At 73.7% G+C, this 20814-nt stretch carries 3 protein-coding genes and 1 pseudogene; all 4 read left to right on the top strand.

Annotation, left to right across the window (positions count from 1 at the left end):
• The first annotated feature begins 4 nt into the window (after nt 1-4).
• Nucleotides 5-7165 carry an SDR family NAD(P)-dependent oxidoreductase gene (locus OOZ19_RS02880; protein WP_323055091.1) on the top strand — a complete coding sequence of 2387 codons (7161 nt, stop codon included), beginning with the start codon at nt 5-7 and terminating at the stop codon, nt 7163-7165.
• 56 nt (nt 7166-7221) lie between these two features.
• A pseudogene (locus tag OOZ19_RS02875) lies at nt 7222-16443 on the top strand (SDR family NAD(P)-dependent oxidoreductase); the annotation flags it as partial.
• Between the two features lie 385 nt (nt 16444-16828).
• Nucleotides 16829-17674 (top strand): hypothetical protein, encoded by an 846-nt coding sequence (locus OOZ19_RS02870; protein ID WP_266087909.1) that lies wholly within the window; start codon nt 16829-16831, stop codon nt 17672-17674.
• Nucleotide 17675: 1 nt separating this feature from the next.
• Complete coding sequence (locus OOZ19_RS02865; protein ID WP_266087907.1) at nt 17676-20807, top strand: non-ribosomal peptide synthetase; 3132 nt, start codon at nt 17676-17678, stop codon at nt 20805-20807.
• Nucleotides 20808-20814: the final 7 nt, after the last annotated feature.

Genomic DNA, 20814 nt, shown 5'->3' with positions numbered 1-20814 from the left:
CGAGATGGACGCGTTGGACGGAGTCCGGTGCACCGTGGTGGTACGGGGAGACGACCCGGTGCTGCGCGACCACCGGGTGCACGGCACCCGCATCCTGCCGGGGGTGTCCTTCCTGGACATGATCTACCGGGTGCTGGTGGCGCGGGGCGTCCCCACCGGTACCGCCGAGCTGCGCCGCGTGCTGTTCCGCAACCCGGTCGCCGTGGCGGAGGGGGGCAGCTCACGGCTGCGGTTGCGCTTCGCCGCCGAGCACGGTCACCACCGGATCGACGTCGAAGCCGACGCGGAGTCCGGAGCACCGGTTCCCGTGCTGGAGTGCGAGCTGCATTCGGGGGAACCGTTCCCGCACCAGGCGGTCGACTTGGCGGGACTGCGGGAGCGGGCGTCGCACGCGGTCGACATGAGCGAGCTGTACGGGGTGGTCCGCCGCACCGGGATCGAGCACGGCGAGTTCATGCGGGGGACCGGCACGCTGCACGTCTCCCGCTCGGACCTGCTCGCCGACCTCTCGCTGGGCCCTCTCGCCGCGCCGCACACCGAGCACTTCCACCTGCACCCGGCCGCGTTGGACTCCGCGACGTTGCTGCCGACCCAGTTCGCCCGGACCGACGGTGCGCCCGAGGCCGACGACGGGGACGGACGGCCGTACATCCCGATGCTCATCGACTCGTTCCGGGCGCGCGGGCCGCTCGGCCGCGATTACCGGGTGCACGCGCGACCACCGGGCCGCGCCGGTCGGGACGGCGACCTCACGACCTGCGATCTGGACTTCTACGATCCCGACGGTGTCCGCGTCCTGTGGCTGCACGGCCTGACCTCGAAGCGGGTCCGGCGCCCGGAATCGATCACGCGGCTCGCCGCGGACGCGCCGCGACCCCCGGCCGTGGCGGAGCTGGTGCGCGATCTGGTCGCGCGGCGCCTCGGCTCGGACGCTCCGATCGACCCCGAGCTGGGCTTCTACGAGCTGGGGTTGGACTCGTCCGGGCTGCTGGGCATCGCCGGTGATCTGGAGCGGGCGTTCGGCACCGACTTCTCCCCGACGCTGCTGTTCGAGCACAACACGCTCGCCGACCTGGCCGGTCACCTGGAGCGAACGGCGGGGCCACCTCGCGCGGACGGGGCTTCTCCCGGAGCCCCTCCGGAAGGGAGTTCCGCCGTTCCACCGGGAAGCCCCGAGCCGGCCGAGGTGGTCTACTTCCATCCCCGTTGGGAGGCCGGTCCTCCGCCGGAGGGCCCGCTCCCGCGCCGGGTGCTGCTGGTGGGGGAGTGCGCCGGGGCGGCCGACGTGCTCGCGCGGTGCGGCGCCGAAGTGATCGCCGTGCGGTGGGCGACGACGTTCGCCCGCACCGCGGACGGATTCGTGCTCGACCCGGAATCGCCAGCGGACTGGCAGGCGCTGCTCGACGCGGTCCCCGGTGACCTGTCGGTCCTGTGGCAGCCGGACGATCCGTGCGATCTGGAACGCGAGTTCCTCTCCGTGCTGCACTTCGCCGCCGCGCTGGCACGCAGGCCCGGCGGTCGCGTGCGGCTCGCCTACCACCTGGACCAGCTTGATTTCGTGCCGGTGCAAGCGATTTCCGGCATGTTCCGCGCGCTCGGCGGGGAACAGCCCGGGATGCGCGCCTGCGTGGTGCGCGCGCCCGGACGGGTCGACCTCGCGCTCGCCGAGCTGGCGGGCGGTGATGAACTCGACCCGGAGGTCCGCCACTCGCCGGGTTCGCGCGAGGTCCGCCGATTCCGCCCCGCGGCTCAGCCGGGGGAGCCGGTGCAGTGGCGCGATCGGGGCGTCTACCTGATCACCGGCGGGCTCGGTGGCGTGGGAACGGCGCTCGCCCTCGCGCTCGCCGAGCAGTGCCGTGCCCGGCTGGTCCTGTGCGGACGTTCCGAACCCGAGCCCGCCGTGCTGCGGTCGATCGTCGACGCGGGCGGCGAAGTGCTGCACGTCATCGCGGACATCACCGACGCAGGGGACGTCGAGCGCGTCGTCTCCCGGGCCAAGGAGCGGTTCGGCGCGCTGCACGGCGTCGTGCACGCGGCCGGTGTGCTGCGGGACGGTTTCGCGGCGGGCAAATCGGCGGCCGACGCTCGGGCGGTGCTCGCTCCGAAGGTCGCGGGCGCGCGGAACCTCGACGCCGCCACTCGCGGCGAGCCGCTGGACTTCTTCGTGCTCTGCTCCTCCACCGCAGGAGCGTGGGGCAATCCGGGGCAGACCGACTACGCCTGCGCCAACGCCTTCCTGGACGCGTTCGCCGAGCAGCGGCCGGGAACGATCTCCGTCGGCTGGCCCGCGTGGGCGGAGGGCGGTATGCCACTCGACCACGACAGGATGCGTGCCGCCGGGCTGCGCCCGATGGAGACCGGTACGGCGGTCGACGTGCTGCGGCGCGCGATCGGCGGAGCCGAACCGCACGTGCTCGCCCTGGTCGGCGACCGGGACCGGATCGTCGCCGCATTCGTCGCGGGCCAGGCAGCGCACGCCCAGGCAGCGGATCCCCGGGTCGAGGTCGTGCACGAGGAGCTGCCCGCGGACCCGGACGCCATCGCGATCGTCGGCATGAGCGGGCGCTACCCGATGGCCGCCGACGTGGACGAGTTCTGGGCGAACCTGCGCGCCGGGCGGGACTGCATCAGCGAGGTGCCCCCGGATCGCTGGGACCACGAGGCGCTGCTGACCGAGCGGCGCGGCGAGCCGGGGCGCACCTACTCCCGGTGGGGCGGGTTCCTCGACGGCATCGACGAGTTCGACCCCGGTTTCTTCCACATCTCGCCGAACGAGGCCGCCGTGCTGGACCCGCAGGAACGGCTGTTCCTGCAAACCGCGTGGCACACCTTCGAGGACGCCGGGCACGCGCCTTCGGCGTGGCGAGGTCGCCGGGTGGGCGTGTACGTCGGTGTGATGTACGGCCAGTACCAGTTGTTCGGCGTGCGCGGCGCGGCGGAACCACCAGGGCTGGTGCCGTCGTCGTTCCACGCCTCCATCGCCAACCGGGTGTCCTACTTCCTGGATCTCCGGGGACCCAGCCTCGCGCTGGACACCATGTGCTCGTCCTCGCTGACCGCGATCCACCTCGCCGCCGACGCGATCCTGCGCGGGGAGTGCGAGGCCGCGGTGGCGGGCGGCGTGAACCTCACCGTGCACCAGAACAAGTACCTGCTGCTGAGCCAGTCCTCGTTCCTGTCCACCGACGGCCGGTGCCGCAGCTTCGGTGCGGGCGGCGACGGTTACGTGCCGGGGGAGGGCGTCGGCGCGGTCCTGCTGCGGCCCCTTCGGGACGCGCTGCGCGACGGTGATCAGGTGCTGGCGGTGATCCGCGGCCGGGCGCTCAACCACGGTGGCCGGACCGCCGGATTCTCCGTGCCGAACCCGGAATCGCAGGCTCGGTTGATCACCGAGGCGCTGCGAGGTTCCGGGGTGAGCCCCAGCGAGGTCGGCTACGTGGAGGCGCACGGAACCGGGACCGCACTGGGCGATCCCATCGAGATCGCCGCGCTGGAGACGGCGTTCGACCGGCTCGGCGAACCCGGAGCGGGTTGCGCGATCGGGTCGGTGAAATCGAACGTGGGCCACCTCGAATCGGCGGCGGGCATCGCCGCGGTCACCAAGGCCGTCCTCCAGCTCCGGCACCGGGAACTGGTGCCGTCGCTGCACGCGGAGGCGCTGAACCCGGACGTGGAGTGGTCGAGGTCGTCGTTCGTCGTGCAGCGGGATCTCGCACCCTGGCGGCCACGCGGCGACGGACCGCTGCGCGCTGCGGTGAGCTCGTTCGGCGCCGGTGGCTCGAACGCCCACCTGGTGCTGGAGGAGCACCCGGCGGCGCCGCCCGGGCCGGTGGCCGACGGGACGCGGCTGTTCGTGTTCTCGGCGAAGAACGCCGATCGGTTGCAGGCTTTGCTGGCCCGCTTCGAAACGTTCCTGAGCGCGTCGGCGGGGGGTGCGGGGGAGCGGCTGACCGCCATCGTGGAGGGCCTGCTCGGAGTGGCGGTGGACCCGGCGGAGCCCTTGGTGGACCTAGGGTTCGACTACTCCGACCTGGCCGTGCTCGCCAAGCAGGTCGAGTCCGCCTTCGGGGTGTGGCCCGACCTGCACGAGGGCACCACGATCGCCGGGCTCGCCACCGGGCTGCCCGAGACGTCCACTGTGGACCCTGATGCGCTGGCTTTCACGTTGTGGGCCGGCCGCGAACACCTGGAGGAGCGCTTCGCCGTGGTGGCGGGAGGAGTGGACGAACTGCTGCGCGCGCTGCGCACCCAGCTCGCCGGGGAGACCGGGAACGGCGCGTTCCGCGGTCGGCGGAGCGTTCCGGCGCCGTCCGCGCCGCATTCGACGGCTCCGGACGACCTCGCGAAGGCGTGGGTCGGCGGTGCGGAACTCGACGCGCCGATGCCCGCCCGCACCCGGCTGTCGCTGCCCGGATACCCGTTCGAACGCACCCGCTACTGGATCGACGACCGGCCGTTCGAGCGGGGACATCCGCTGGCCGGTGACCCGGTCGCGATGCCGGACGGGACGGTGTTCACCGGGTTTCTGGCGGTCTCGGCGCACCGGTGGTTGCTCGACCACGCCATCGGTTCCGGACCGCTGGTCCCCGGAACCCTGTTCGCCGAGCTGGTCCTGCACGCCGGGGCGCGCCTCGGGTGCCCGGAGCTGACCGAACTAGTGCTGGAGCACCCGCTCGACCTGGACGAGAGGGCGGAGGTGGAGCTGCACTTGTTCGTCGCCGGTCCGGACGCCTCGGGGGCGCGGGCGTGCGCTCTGCACTCGCGCCGGGGCGGCGAGGACTGGAACAGGCACGCGTCCGGGGTGCTCACCGCGCGTCCGGTGCGGGCGGAGCAGGGGCAGACGTCGTGGCCGCCTGGAGGTGCCGTGCCGATCGACGTCGCCTCGCTCTACGACGAGCTCGGCTCCGCGGACGTGCACTACGGCCCCGCCTTCCGGGGGTTGCGCTCCGCTTGGCGGTCCGGGGACGACGTGTGCGCCGAGGTCACCCTGCCGGACGTCGAACCCGGCGCTTGGGGGATGCACCCGGCATTGCTGGACGCGGCCTTGCACGCGGTCGTGCTCGGTGACTTCCTCGCCGCGCCCGGTCGCCCGCACCTGCCCTTCGCGCTGCGCGGCGTGCGGGTCCACGCGCGGGGCGCCACCGCTTTGCGGGTCCGGATGGCTCGGGCCGGGCGTGATTCGGTGTCGCTCGCGCTCTTCGGCGAGGACGGCGCCCTGGTGGCGGAGGTGGATTCGGTCTCGCTGCGCCCGGCCGGTTCCGGCGGGCCGGAAGTGCAGCTGCACCAGGTGGAATGGGTGCCGGCGCCGGTTCCGGAAGACATCGGTCCAGCGCGGTGCGCGGTGGTCGAACTCGCGGGATCCGAGTCCGGTCCCTGCCTCGCCGAGCCCGGGGTGCAGCGGTACGGCTCCCTGGCTGCGCTGGCCGAGGCCGCGGAGGTCCCGCCCGTCGTGCTGCTGCCGTGCCACGGCGGCGGTACCGCCGCCGCGGTGCACGAGCGCACCCGCGCCGTGCTCGGCAGCGTGCAGGAATGGCTCGCCGACGACCGGTTCACCGCGTCCCGGCTGGTGCTGATCACTAGCGGAGCCGTGGCCGTCGCGGCGGACGAGGAGCCCGACCCGGCCGCCGCGGCGGTCTGGGGCCTGGTGCGCTCCGCGCAGTCCGAGCACCCCGGCCGGTTCGCCTTGCTCGACGCGGCGCGCAGCAGCAGCGAACCCGGCCCGACCGAGGACGAAGACCCGGACGTCGCGCGCGGCTTCGGACTCACCGCCTTCGTCGGCTCGGAGGAAGCACAACTGGCGGTGCGCCGGGGAGTTCCGCACGTCCCCCGGCTGGCGCCCGCCCCGGATTCGGGCGCGCGTCCTGCGCCCTTCACCGGCACGGTCCTGGTGACCGGTGCCGCGGGTGCGCTCGCCGGACCGGTCGCCCGGCACCTGGTGCACCGGCACGGAGTCCGGAACCTCGTGCTGGCCGGCCGACGCGGGTCGGCCTCATCGGAGATCACCCGGCTCGCGGCGGAACTGACCGGCGCGGGTGCGGAGGTCCACGTCGCCGCCTGCGACGTGGCCGATCGGGAGGCGGTGCGGGAACTGCTCGCCGGAATCCCCCCGCAGCGCCCGCTGTCCGCCGTGGTGCACACCGCGGGAGTGCTCGACGACGGCGTGCTGACGTCGCTGACGCCTGAGCGCCTGTCCGCCGTGCTGCGGCCGAAAGTGGACGGTGCGTGGAACCTGCACGAGCTGGCCGGGGACGCCGAGCTCGTGCTGTTCTCCTCGGCGGCCGGAGTGCTCGGCGGTCCGGGCCAGGCCAACTACGCAGCGGCCAACGCCTTCCTGGACGCGCTCGCGCGCCACCGCGTCGCTCGCGGCCTCCCCACGACGGCGGTCGCCTGGGGGCCCTGGGCGACGGGATCGGGCATGGCCGCGGACCGGAACCGGTTGCGGCGCGGGGGAATCGAGCCGCTGACCGAATCCGATGGCGTGCGACTGCTGGACGCCGCGCTGACGGCACGTCGCCGCGATGTCGTGGCGCTGCGCCTGAACACCGCGAGCCTGCGCGGGCAGGCCGTCGCGGGATCCCTGCCCGCGTTGTTGCGGGACCTGGTGCCGAGCGCGCCCGCCCACCCGGCGGAACCGGCCCCGGGCGCACCCGCTCCGCCGGCCCTCGCCGGTCTGCCCGAACCCGAGCGCCGCGCCGCGTTGTCCGTGCTGATCCGCACCGAGGCGGCCCAGGTGCTCGGCCATCCCGGGCCCGGCGCGATCGAGCCGGACCGGTCGTTCCAGGAGCTGGGCTTCGACTCGTTGAGCTCGGTCGAGTTCCGCAACCGGCTGGCCGCGGTGACGGGCTGGTCGCTGTCGGCCACGCTCGTGTTCGACCACCCCACGCCCGCCGACCTGGCCGAGCACCTGGAGCGGTGGAGCGCGGAACCCGCGCCGCCCGCGGACCTTCCCGCGCTGCTGGCTGAACTGGAGCGGGTCAGTGCCGCGCTCGCCGAGGCGAGCACCGGCGCCGTCGACGGAACCGGTCGCAGGGTGCGGGAAGTGCTGGGTGACCTCAACCGTCGCTGGCACGGCGCGGACCGGGACGGCGTCGCGGCGACCGACATCAGCACGGCGAGCGACGAGGACATGTTCGCTTTCATCGACACCGAACTGGGCAGCGCGTGACCGGCTCGGGAGTGCACGGCGGTGGCCACGAGGAGAAGGATCCGATGACGAACGAGGACAAGCTCCGCGACTACCTGCGGCGGGTCACCTCGGAACTGCAGGTGACCCGCGCCAGGCTGCGGGAGGTCGAGCTGCGTGCGGCGGAACCGGTCGCCATCGTGGGCATGGGCTGCCGCTATCCGGGCGGGGCGAACACGCCGGAGCGGTTCTGGGACCTGCTGGCCTCCGGCGGCGACGGGGTCGGCCCGTTCCCCACCGACCGCGGCTGGGACCTGGAGCGGCTCTACCACCCCGAGCCGGGGCACCCCGGCACCACGTACACCCGCGAGGGCGGGTTCCTGCACGACGCGGCCTGGTTCGACGCAGGGTTCTTCGGCATCGCCCCCCGCGAGGCGGAGCGCACCGACCCGCAGCAACGCCTGTTCTTGGAAGTGGCGTGGGAAGCGGTGGAAGGTGCGGGGATCGACCCGACCTCGTTGCGGGGCAGCAACTCGGGCGTGTTCGCCGGGGTGATGTACCACGACTACGCGGGCAGCTACGGCGCGGGAAGCGTCGTTTCCGGCCGCGTCGCCTACGAGCTGGGCCTGGAGGGACCGGCGGTCAGCGTGGACACCGCGTGCTCGTCCTCCTTGGTGGCGTTGCACCAGGCGGTGCAGGCGCTGCGCCGGGGCGAGTGCTCGTTCGCGCTGGCCGGTGGCGTCACCGTGCTGGCGACACCGGACCCGTTCGTGGAGTTCAGCGCGCAGCGCGGCCTCGCCCCGGACGGCCGCTGCAAGTCGTTCTCGGCCGCCGCCGACGGCACCGCTTGGGCGGAAGGCGTCGGCGTGCTGGCAGTGGAGCGGCTGGCGGACGCGTGCCGCCTCGGCCACCCGGTGCTCGCGGTGGTGCGCGGCACGGCGGTGAACTCGGACGGCGCCAGCAACGGCCTGACCGCACCGAACGGGCCGGCTCAGCAGCGGGTCATCCACGCGGCGCTGGCCGACGCGGGCCTGTCCACCGCGGAGGTGGACGCGGTCGAGGCGCACGGCACCGGAACGCCGCTGGGCGATCCGGTCGAGGCGCAGGCCGTGCTCGCCACCTACGGGCGGGAGCGGGAGCACCCGCTGCGGCTGGGGTCGGTCAAGTCCAACATCGGGCACACCCAGGCCGCGTCCGGTGTCGCCGGAATCATCAAGATGGTGCTGGCGATGCGGCACGGGGAACTGCCCAGGACGCTGCACGCCGGCGAACCGAGCCCGCACGTGGACTGGAGGTCCGGCCAGGTGCGGCTGCTGACCGAACCGGCGCCCTGGCCGCCGGTGCGCAGGCCGCGCCGGGCCGCGGTGTCGTCGTTCGGCGTCAGCGGCACCAACGCGCACGTGATCCTCGAACAGGCGGAGTCCGCGGACGACGCGGCACCGGAGGTGAGCTCGGGACCGTGGCCGTGGGTGGTCTCCGGCAGGTCGGTGGCGGCGCTGCGCGCGCAGGCCGCGGCGCTGCACGGGTTCGTCACCGAGCATCCCGGTGTCGCCACCGCGGACATCGGTCTCTCGCTGGCGACGACCCGCACCGCGTGGGAGCACCGCGCGGTCGTGGTGGGCGAGGACGGTGACGGCACCCTGCGCGGCCTCGCGAGCCTCGCCGACGGCGTTCCGTCGGCTGCGGTCGTGGAAGGCACCACCGGCCCTGCGGGGGAGGTGGCGTTCCTGTTCCCGGGCCAGGGGTCGCAGTGGACCGGGATGGCCGCCGCCCTGCTGGAGTCCGCACCGGTGTTCCGGGATCGGTTGGACGAGTGCGAGCGGGCGATGCGGCCGTTCGTCGACTGGTCGCTGGCCGGGGTCCTGCGCGGCGCGCCCGGCGAACCCGGCTTGGACCGGGTCGACGTGGTGCAGCCGGTGCTGTTCGCGGTGATGGTGTCGCTGGCCGAGCTGTGGCGGTCGCTGGGCGTCCGACCGGCCGCCGTCGCGGGCCACAGCCAGGGCGAGATCGCCGCCGCCTGCGTCACGGGCGCGTTGTCGCTGGAGGACGCCGCTCGGGTCGTCACCTTGCGCAGCCGGGCGCTGCTGGAGCTGTCCGGCAGGGGAGGGATGGTGTCGTTGGCGGTGTCCGCCGCGGAATGCGCCGACCTGACCGCGCGGTGGGTGGACCGCCTGTCGCTGGCCGCGATCAACGGCCCCCGATCCGTGGTGGTCTCCGGCGATCCGGATGCGCTGACCGAACTGCTCGCCGAGTGCGAGGCCGGGGGCGTGCGCGCCCGCCGCGTCGACGTGGACTACCCGTCGCACTCCGCGCACGTCGAGGCCATCCGGGAGCGGCTGCTGGCGGACCTCGCCCCGGTGGCTCCCCGCGTTCCCGAGATCCCGTTCTACTCCACGGTGGACGGTTCATGGGTGGAAGCCGCCGCGTGGGACGCCGAGTACTGGTACCGGAACCTGCGCCGAACCGTGCGGTTCGACTCGGCGGTGACGGCGTTGCTCGACCGGGGCTGCACCGCGCTGGTGGAGGTCTCGCCCCATCCCGTGGTCTCGTTCGGCGCGCAAGAAGCCGTCGACGCCGCCGGATCCGAGGCGGTCGTCGTCGCCACGCTGCGCCGCGATGAGGGCGGCATGGAGCGGGTCCTGACCGCGCTGGCGGAGTTGCACGTGCGGGGGGTCCGTCCGGACTGGAGCGCGGTGTTCCCCGCCGCCCGCCGCGTCGAGCTGCCCACCTACGCCTTCCAGCGGGAGCGGTACTGGGTGGCGGGTGCCGCGGGCGGTGACGCCTCGGCGCTCGGGCTCACCGCGGTGGAGCACCCGCTGTTCGGCGCGATCGTGCCCGCCGCCGACGGCGAGGGCGTGGTGCTGACCGGCCGGTTGTCCGTGGCCACCCACGGCTGGCTCGCCGACCACGTCGTGCAGGGCGCCGTCGTGCTGCCCGGCACCGCTTACGTCGAGATGGCGTTGCGCGCGGGAGACGAGACCGGGTGCGACCTGCTGGACGAGCTGAACTTGCAGGCCCCGATGGTGCTGCCGTCCGGTGGCGCCGCGCGGATTCACCTGGCGGTCGGTGCTCCCGAACCCGGCGGACGCCGGGCGTTCTCCCTGCACGGCTGCGTGGACGGCACTTCGTGGATCGAGCACGCGAGCGGGGTGCTCGCCCCCGGCGGGGTCGGAGAACCGCCCGGTGAGCAGCAGTGGCCGCCCGAGGGGGCCGAGCCGGTCGACGCGGCGGACCTGCACGAGCGCATGTCCGAAGTGGGGCTGACCTACGGACCCGCTTTCCGCGGCCTGCGCGGAGTCTGGCGGCGCGGGGAGGAGATCTTCGCCGAGGCGACCCTGCCCGGCCCGGACGCCTCCGGATTCGGGCTGCACCCCGCGCTGCTGGACGCGGCGCTGCATCCGGTCGCGCTGGGCGGGTTCACCTCGGGCTCCGGCGCACGGCCGTGGTTGCCGTTCCTGTGGAGCGGGGTCCGGCTGCACGCCGTCGGAGCGGACGCCCTGCGGGTCCGGCTCACCCCGGCCGGGAGCGACTCGGTGCGGGTGTGGGCGGGCGACGCGACGGGGGCCACCGTGGCATCGGTGGATTCCCTCACCCTGCGGGAGTCGAGCAGCGCCCCGGCCGTGACCGCGAACGATCTGCTGCGGTTGGAGTGGGCGGCATTGCCCACGGGGCCCGCACCGGTCACGCCCGTCGCGCTGGTCGGTGACGGGGTCGACGTCGCGGCGTGGGAGTCGGCCGGTGCTCCGGTGCGCCGGGTTCCGGACTTCGCAGCGCTGGCCGCGTCCGGTCCGGTCGCCGGGACCGTTCTGGTCGGTGCGCCGGAGGGTTCGGCGCCGGGGGAGGCCGCCGAGTGGGCGCTGGCCACCGTGCGGTGCTGGCTGGCGGAGGAGCGGTTCGCGGGTTCCGTGCTGGTCGTGGTGACCAGTCGCGGCGCGGGCCCGGTGGTCGAGCACGTCGGCGGCGCCGCCGTGTGGGGGCTGCTGCGTTCGGTTCAGCTCGAACACCCGGATCGCTTCGTGCTGCTGGACGTGGCCGGTGATGCGGAGCCGCTGCCCGCCGCGCTCGCCAGCGGGGAGCCGCAGCTCGCCGTGCACGGCGGCGTCGTCCGGGTACCCCGTCTATCCAAAGTGGACGTCGAGGCTCCGGTGGTGGACTGCTGGGATCCTGAGGGCACGGTGCTGATCACCGGAGCCGCGGGCACCTTGGGCGGGCTGGTCGCCCGGCACCTGGTGCGCGAACGGGGGGTCCGGCACCTGCTGCTGCTCAGCCGCCGGGGTCCGTCCGCCGTCAGCGAGCTCACCGAGGAGCTGACCGGGCTGGGGGCTCACGTGACGACGCGCGCCTGCGATGTCGCCGACCGCGCGCAGCTCGCCGACGCGGTGCGGGCCGCGGCCCGTCCGGTGACCGCGGTGGTGCACGCGGCGGGAGTGCTCGACGACGCCTTGGCCGCCGAGCTGACCCCGGAGCGGCTGGCCGCCGTGCTGCGCCCCAAGGTGGACGCGGCGCTAGCCCTGGCCGAAGTCGTCCCCGGCGCGAAGCTGGTGCTGTTCTCCTCGGCGGCCGGGTTGCTGGGTGGTCTCGGCCAGGCCGCCTATTCCGCGGCGAACGCGGCGCTGGACGCGCTCGCCTCCCGCAGCGGCACGGCCACGTCGCTGGCCTGGGGCCTGTGGGCGGCGGAGAGCGAGATGACCGGTGGCGCCGATCGCGCCCGGTTCGACCGGTCCGGGTTCCCCGCGATGTCGGCCGAGCACGCGTTGGCCCTGTTCGACGCCGCGCTCGGCACCGCGCAGCGGGTGCTGGTGCCGCTGCGGATCGACCCGGCGGCGCTGCGCGCCCAGCCGGACGGCGTGCCACCACTGCTGCGCGGGCTCGTGCGCACTTCCGCCCGACGGGTAGTGCAGGCGGGTGCGGGCGCGGTGTCCGACCTGGCCGGACGGCTCGCGGCGCTGGTGCCCGAGGAGCAGGAAGCGGTGCTGTTGGAGCTGGTCGGCGCGCACGCCGCCGCCGTGCTGGGGTTGACCGCGCCGGATCAGGTCGGCGCGGATCGAGCCTTCAAGGACCTCGGGTTCGGTTCGGCGAGCGCGGTCGAGCTGCGCAACCGGTTGAACACGGCGACCGGGCTGCGGCTGCCCGCCACCGTGGTGTTCGACCACCCGACCCCGGCCGCGCTCGCCGGCCACCTGCGCATCGGGCTCGCGGGCCGTGCGGCGGCACCGAGCGACGCGGTGGTGCCGCGGTCGTTGCCACCCGCTCCGGCCGAGGACTCGGTGGTGATCGTCGGGATGAGCTGCCGCTTCCCGGGCGGGATCGGCACGCCCGCCGACTTCTGGGAACTGCTGAGCTCGGGCGGTGATGCGATCGGCCCGTTCCCGGACGACCGGGGCTGGGATCTCGCCCGGCTGCACCACCCGGACCCGGACCACCCGGGCACCTCCTACGTCGACCGGGGCGGTTTCGTCGCTGGTGCCGCCGACTTCGACGCGGGGTTCTTCGGCATCTCGCCGCGCGAGGCGTTGGCGATGGATCCGCAGCAACGGCTGCTGCTGGAGGCGAGCTGGGAGGCGTTCGAAGACGCCGGGATGGATCCGGAAGCGCTGCGCGGCAGCCGCACCGGGGTGTTCGCCGGGATGATGTACCAGGACTACGGCGCCCACCTCGACGGGCAGGACGCGGAGGGATTCCTCGCTCCCGGGGTCGGCGGTGGTGTGCTGTCGGGGCGGATCGCCTACGCCTTCGGCTTGCAGGGGCCCGCGCTGACGGTGGACACCGCGTGCTCGTCGTCGTTGGTGGCGCTGCACCTGGCCGCCAGGGCGGTCCGAGACGGGGAGTGCTCGATGGCGTTGGCGGGCGGGGTCACCGTGCTGTCCACGCCCGCCGTGTTCGTCGAGTTCAGCAGGCAGCGCGGGCTCGCCCCGGACGGTCGGTGCAAGCCGTTCGGCGCCGGCGCGGACGGCACCGGGATGTCCGAGGGGGCAGGGGTGCTGCTCGTCGAGCGGCTGTCGCGCGCGCGGCGGCTCGGGCACGAGGTGCTGGCGGTGGTCCGGGGCAGCGCGGTGAACTCGGACGGAGCCAGCAACGGGATGACCGCTCCCAGCGGCCCGGCGCAGCAACGGGTGATCGAACAGGCGCTGGCCACCGCAGGACTCGAACCGTCCGAAGTCGACGCCGTCGAGGCGCACGGCACGGGAACGACGCTGGGCGACCCCATCGAGGCGGGCGCGCTGCTGGCGACCTACGGACAGGGCCGCGCCGCGGCCGAACCGCTGCTGCTGGGTTCGGTGAAGTCGAACCTCGGGCACACCCAGGCCGCGGCGGGAGTCGCCGGGGTGATCAAGACCGTGCTGGCGCTGCGGCACGGGACGCTCCCGCGAAGCCTCCACGCCGCGACCCCGTCACCGCACGTCGACTGGAGCACCGGTGGTGTGCGGCTGCTGACCGAGCAGGTGCCGTGGCCGGAGCGGGGACGACCGCGCCGGGGCGCGGTGTCGTCGTTCGGCATCAGCGGCACCAACGCGCACGTGATCTTGGAACAGCCCCCGGAGGCCGAACCGGCCTCGGAGGACCGCGAGTGCGGCTCCCTCCCGTGGCTGCTGTCCGCGCGCTCGCCGGAGGCGTTGCGGGACCAGGCATCCCGATTGTTGTCCGATGTGGACGGAAAACCGGACCGGCCGCCTGCTGACGTGGCCCGCTCGCTGGCCACGGGCAGAGCGGCGTTGCGCCACCGCGCGGTGCTCACCGGTTCGGGCGCGGACGAGTTGCGGGCGGCGCTGGATGCGCTGGCGCACGACCGCGTCGCGCCCTCGGTGCTGCGCGGTGTCGCAGGACGGCACCGGACCGCGCTGCTGTTCACCGGCCAGGGCAGCCAACGGGCCGGGATGGGGCGTGGGCTGGCCGAGCGGTTCCCCGCGTTCGCGTCGGCCTTCGCCGAGGTGTGCGCCGAGTTCGACCGGCACCTGCCGCGTCCGCTGCGCGAGGTCGTGGACGACGGCGCGCTGCTCGATCGCACCGAGTACGCCCAGCCCGCGTTGTTCGCCCTGGAAGTGGCGGCCTTCCGGCTGCTGCGGCGATGCGGTGTCCGGCCGCGCCTGCTGGCCGGTCACTCGGTGGGCGAGCTGGTCGCGGCGCACGTCGCGGGCATGGTGGCGTTGCCGGACGCGGCGGCGTTGGTCGCCGCACGCGGCAGGCTGATGCGGGCCCTGCCCGCGAACGCTGCGATGGTGGCGGTCCGGGCCTCCGAACGGCTGGTGCGCCCCCTGCTGGCCGGACTTGAGTCCGAAGTGGACATCGCGGCCGTGAACGGCCGGGAGTCGGTGGTGCTGTCGGGTGACGAGACGGCCGTGCTCGAGCTGGCGGAGCGGTTGGCCGGCGACGGGTACCGGACCCGTCGGCTGCGGACCACCGCGGCATTCCACTCCCCGCACGTCGATCCGCTGCTGGCGGAGTTCCGCGAGGTCGCCGCGGGCGTCACCTTCGCCGAACCGGAGATCCCGATCGTCTCGACGGTGCGCACCGCCGAGAAGATGACGGCACCCGAGTACTGGGTGCAGCAGTTGCGCGGCACCGTCCGGTTCGCGGACGCCTTGGACGAATTGCGGAAGTCGGGGGCGAGCGCGGTGCTGGAGGTCGGGCCGGACGCGGTGCTGGGCCCGCAGGCCCGCGAGCACTGGACCGACGACGAGATACCGGTCGCATCGTTGCTGCGGCGCGACCGCGACGAGGTGCGGTCGGTGGGAGACGCCTTGGGCGCGCTGCACGTCCGGGGAGTCGACGTCGACTGGGCTGAGATGTTCGCGGGCACCTCGGCGCGGCGCGTCGAGCTGCCCCGGTACGCGTTCCAGCACCGCCGCTACTGGCCGCGGGCCACCGCGCGGCCCGAGCCCGCCGCTGATCCGGTGCGGTTGGCCGGTACCGATCCGGAGGCCGCGCTGCGGCTGCTCGGGCTGCGCGGGGACGAACCGGCGACCGAGGTGCTGGCCGCGTTGGCGCGAGTCCGCGCACCGCGGGAGCGAGTGCGGTTGAGCGCGGTCGAATGGGCTCCGCTGGAGTTGACCGACGACCCGGTCCTGGTAGGCGAGCACCTCGTGGTGGCGCCCGCCGTAGGTGAAGGCCGCGAGCTCGCGGACCCGATCGCCGGAGCGCTCGCGCGGCACGGCGCCGACGTCGGGGTGGTGTTCGCCGACGAGACCGGCGAGGTCGCCGTCCCACCGGCGGTCGTCGCAGTGGTTTCGTTGCTGGCCTTGCAGGACCGGCCGGTGGCGTGCCTCCCGGGCCGCGCGCACACCGGTGATCAACCGGTTCCACTGTGGTCGCTGACCAGGCGCGGGGCGGTGGTGTCGGCCGGTGATCCGCCGGTGTCCGCCGCGCACGCGGCGTTGTGGGCGGCTCCAGGTGGGGCCGTCGACCTCCCGGACGTCGTGGACGGTGCGCTGCGCTCTCGGCTGTGCGCCGCGCTGCTCACCGGGGAACGGGAGCTGGCGCTGCGAGCGGAGGGCGCGTTCGTCCGCAGGACGACCGAGGTCGAGCCGGCGATCGCCGGTGCCGGAACGTGGCGATCACGGGGAACGGTGCTCCTCAGCGGCGTGGACGAGGAGTTCTCCCGTGCGCTGGCCGATTCGGGCGCCCGCTGCGTGCCGCTCGGCGGCAGTGCCGCGCAGGGTGAGCCGCACGCGGCGGAGCCGGGACGGGTGGCGGAACTGATCGCGGGCCTGCCTACCGATCCGCCGCCGACCGCGATCCTCCGCGCCCGCGCGGCGGACGACCTGGAAGGGGCCTCGCGGCTCGTGCGTGCGCTGGACGAGGGGTGCGCGGTGCTGGTGCTGCTGTCCGAGCCGGGCGCCCCCGAGGTCGCGGAGTTCTTCGACGGGATCGCGCGGACCCGTGCGCTGCGAGGGCGAGCCGTCGTCTCGGTGTGCGCCGACGAGCTGCGGTCGGCGGCGCTCGCGGCAGCGCTGCCCGGCATCCTCGACGCCGGGCACCCCGTCGTCCGACTGTCCACCGCGTTCCAGGAGCAGGAGTCCACCGGGGAGTGCGCAGCTGAGGGCGATGAGGTCGTGGCGGAGGCCGAACCGGACCGGTTGCGCCGCCGCCTTGCGGAGCTGCCCAGGGCGGACTGGCCGGAGGTCGTGCTCGGGGGAGTGGTCGAGTTGTCCTCGGCGGTGCTGGGACATTCCGGCGGTGAGCTGATCGGACCGGACGAGGAGTTCTTCGACCTCGGCCTGTCTTCGGTGACCGCGATCGAGCTGCGCGATCACCTGACCCGGTCGACGGGGCTGGCGCTGCCCGCCGATGTGCTCTACGAGTGCCCCACACCTCGCGAGCTGGCCGGGCGACTGGCGGCCGATCTCATGGCGGAGGGGGAGTCCGCCGCCGAATAGCGCCGCGCCGGAAGGGGGATCCCGGTCGGAACGGAAGCGTTCCGGCCGGGGAATCGGAAGCCCATCCCTGGCTTTCGCTTATTTTCGGAAGGCGTTCTCGTGGCATTTTCGACTGCATTGGAGAATGGTGCTACCGGGCGCGTGGGACCTGGGATAATTGCTGTTCCGCGCTGTTCGACTGTAGTTCTGGAGTGCTTGACGGAACGTCGGAGATCTGCCTTCGAGCACTGTTTCCGGTGCGCCGCGAAAGATCTGGACAAGCTCGTCGAGAGCTCATTATGCTGCGATTCAATCCCACCTGTTCGATGCCTGAAAAACAGGAGAACCACCGATGCCTGATCCCGGTGTGTGGAGCGTCGTGCGCGACGCCGTCCCGACCGCAGACGCACCCACCGCGGACGTCGTGCTCGCCGCAGACTTCCCGGTGACCGGGCGCAACGAGGGCGGGTTCGCCGAACTGGCGCCAGGTCTGCGCCCGGACTGCGCCCTGTGGCAGACCGTCGCGCCGCAGCGCACCCCGGACGCGGAGTACTCCCCGGCGGACTACCTCGAACCCTGGTTGGCCGAGGTCCGCGCGAGCGGGCGCGCGGTGCGGGCCGTGCTGGGCTACTGCGCGGGCTCGGTGTTCGCCGGTGCGCTGGCCGCGGAACTCGCCCGATCGCAGGAGATCGCGCCCCAGGTGATCGTGTTCGACCCGGAACTGGTCGACGTGCCGACGGTGCACCTCCAGTTCGGCAGGGTGATCGGGAACATGACCTCGGTGCTGAGCGAACGCGAGGTGGAGGAGCTGTCGCGGACCGCCCAGGGGCTGGCGGAGTCGCCCGGCGCGGATCCCGCGGGATTCGCCGGTGCGCTGTTCGCCGCGTTCCGGCCGGTGGGCGCCGCCGCGTTCACCCGCGCCGGACTGGGCGAGGACTACGCGGACGAACTGGTCGGCCTGGTCGGTTCGTTCCTGAGCTACCTCGGGGTGGCGGCCCGGCTCGACCCCCGTCCCGGGTGGGAACGGGCGACCGTGATCACTTCGGCCAGCACGGGCAGCGGTTTGAACCGGATGCGGGCCACCGAGGGCATCGCCCCCATCAAGATCGCCGATGAGCTGCGCTTCGACGTCGAGCACCGGGATCTGCTGCGCGCTCCGGGCACGGCGGAAGCCGTCGCCGGACTACTGGAGAGATGACGTGACCGAGACCGCGCACGCCGCGATTCCCGCCACGCGCAAGGAGATCGCGCTGTGGATGCTCGACGAGTTCGTTCCCGACAGCGGAGCCAACAACCTCTCGCTGGCATTGCGGGTCGAGGGCGGACTCGACCACGGCACCGCACAAGAGGCGTTGCGGCTGCTGGTGGCCAAGTTCGCGGTGTTGCGGACGGTGTTCCGGAGGGACGGCGACGCGCTGTCCAAGGAGGTCCTCGCGGCTGAAGCGGTGCACGTCGAGCTGGAACGCGCGCGGCCGGGGACCGTGGATCCCGCGACGTGGCTGACCGGGTTCGTGGCCCGCCCCTTCCGGGCCGACGGCACCCCGCTGCTGCGCGCCGTGCTGCTGGACGACGGTGGGGACGACACGTTTTGCCTCGCACTGCACCACGCGGTGTCCGACGTGCAGTCCACCGCGGTGCTGCGAGCGGAGTTCGCTGAGTTCTGCACCGTCCTCGCGGCAGGTGGATCGCTCGACGCCGCCGCGAGCGAGGAGGTCGAGCCGTGGCAGGAACCCGCGCCCAGCGCGGACAGCGAACGGTTCTGGCGGGAACAACTGCGCGGGTTCGACTCCGCAGGGCTCGAACTGTGGTGCGAGAAGCCGGATTCGGCCGAGACGACGCTGCGCGGTGACGAGGTCACCCACGTGCTCTCGCCCGAGGCGCACGCCGTCGTCCGCCGCCTGCGGAAGGAACTGCGCGCCCCCGAATCGGTGGTGCTGCTCGCGGCCTACGCCGTGCTGCTGGCCGCGCACGGAGCCGGCCCGGACCTGGTCGTGGGGTCGCCGTTCAACACCCGCGGGCGGGACGCCCAGGACGCGGTCGGGTACCACAGCAGCCTGCTCCCGCTGCGCCTGGCGGTCGACCGGGCGGGCACCTTCCGGCAGCTGACCGCGTCGAGCCGGGGCGTGTTCCTGGAAGCGCTGGCACACCTGGACTTCTCGGCCGACGAGATGCTGGACGTCGTCGAGCGATCCGGTTCGCACTGGCGCAACGTGCTGTTCCGGCACGCTTTCAACTACGTCCCGCACTCCGCCGGGCAGCGGGAGTTCTCGCTGGCCGGACGTCCTGCTTCGCTGGTGACGGTGGAGAACGGATACAGCCAGTTCGACCTGGAGTTCTTCGTGACCTCCGACCAGGACTCGGCGACGGTGCGGGCGGTGTTCTACACCGGTGTGCTGGACCGAGCGGACGTCGAGCTGATGGTGCGCCGCTACGACGCGCTGCTGGTGCGGCTGGGGGCCGATCTCGACGCGCCGCTCGGGTCGGTTTCTGCTTGGTGCGAGCGGGATCACGAGATCGTCGGGGCTGCGAACGACACCGGTGACAAGCCTCCCGAACGCACCGTGCTGCACGAGTTCGCCCGGCAGGTGGCGGCGAATCCGGCCGCGGTCGCACTCCGCGACGCCGAGCGGGACGTGAGCTACGGCGCGCTGTGGAACGCCGCGATCGACGTGCGCGACCGGCTGCGCGCCCACGGCGCCGTGCGGGGCGACGTGATCGCGCTGTTCCTGCCGCGCGGGCCGGAGCTGGCGGCGGCCGTGTTCGGCGTGTGGCTGGCAGGGGCGACGTACCTGCCGCTGGACCCGAACCATCCGGAGCAGCGCATCGGCTACCAGCTCGACGACGCCGGGGCGCGCACGGTGCTCGCGGGACCCGGCACTCGGGTGCCCGGCGATCGTGCGGTGCTCGCGGTGGATGCGGTGCGCGGCGGCTCCGAGGTCGCCGACGATGTGCTCGCCGACGCGGTCGCCGCCGATCCGGCCGAGTTCGCCTACCTCATCTACACGTCGGGATCCACCGGGCGCCCCAAGGGCATCCCGATCCTCCACCGCAGCCTGCTCAACGTGATCGTCGACTACGCGCACCGGTTCGGCGTCGCGGACTCCGCGCGACCGACGGCGTGGCTGAGCACGTTCAGCTTCGACACCTCGGCGTTGGAGCTGATGATGCCGTTGATCACCGGCGGGCACACCGCGGTGCTGCCGGACGAGGCGCGCACCGACGGTTCGCTGCTCGCCGACGCGATCAGCCGGTACGACATCCGATTCCTGCAAGCCACTCCGACCACGTGGCGGCTGGTGGCCGACCGGGTCGCCGATCTGCTGGACGGGTGCAGCCTGCTGTGCGGCGGCGAACCGCTGCCCGCCGGGCTGGCCCGGAAGCTGGTGGCGACCGGAGCACGGCTGTGGAACGTCTACGGACCCACCGAGAGCACCATCTGGGCCACCGCGGGCGAAGTCCGCCCGGACTCGGAGGGCCGCATCGACGTGGGCGCTCCGGTGGCCGGCACCACCGTGTTCATCGCGGGCCCGGACGGCGAGCCGCTCCCGGTGGGGGTGCGCGGCGAGCTGTGCGTGGCGGGTGTCGGCGTAGGCCCCGGCTACCACGCCAGGCCCGAGCTGACCGCCGACCGGTTCGGCACCGACGACGCGCACGGCCGGTTCTACCGCTCCGGCGACGTGGCCCGCTGGCGCGCGGACGGCCGGATCGATCTGCACGGACGGATCGATCGCCAGGTCAAACTGCGCGGCAACCGCGTCGAGCTCGGCGAGGTCGAGGCGGTGCTGTTGGCGCACCCGGACGTGTCCGCAGCCGCGGTCGTCGTCGCGGGCGACCCGGGCGGCGAGGGAGTCCTGGCGGCGTTCGTGCGGATGCCGGAGCGGCCGGGGGCCGTGGACGCCTTGTGGGACCACGCCAGGGCGGCACTGCCCGCAGCGGTGGTGCCGCACCACTTCACCGTGGTGACGTCCTTCCCCCGGACCGGCAGCGACAAAATCGACTACTTGGCGCTCGCCGAGTCGGCTGCGCAGCTCCGCGCGGGTGGGGGAGCGAGCGCCGCCGCGGACGAGGAGGTCGCCGACGACCTCACGGCCCACCTCGTCGAATTGTGGCGCGCCTTGCTGGAACGCCCGGAACTGGACCGCGCCAGCCACTTCTTCACCAACGGCGGGCATTCCCTGCTCGGCGCCACGCTGGCCCAGCGCATCCGGGACACCACCGGGGTGCGGCTGAAGTTGGCCGACATCTTCGAAAGCCCGACTCCCACCGCGCTGGCCGCCAGGCTGCGCCACCTCGACCCGGCAGTGGCTGTTCCCACCGGCCCGGCGGACTGACGAGAAC

The organism is Saccharopolyspora sp. NFXS83, from assembly GCF_026241095.1.
GTDB lineage: Bacteria > Actinomycetota > Actinomycetes > Mycobacteriales > Pseudonocardiaceae > Saccharopolyspora_C.
Note: the sequence above shows the minus strand (reverse complement) of the source record. Positions and strands in the feature narration are given on the sequence as shown.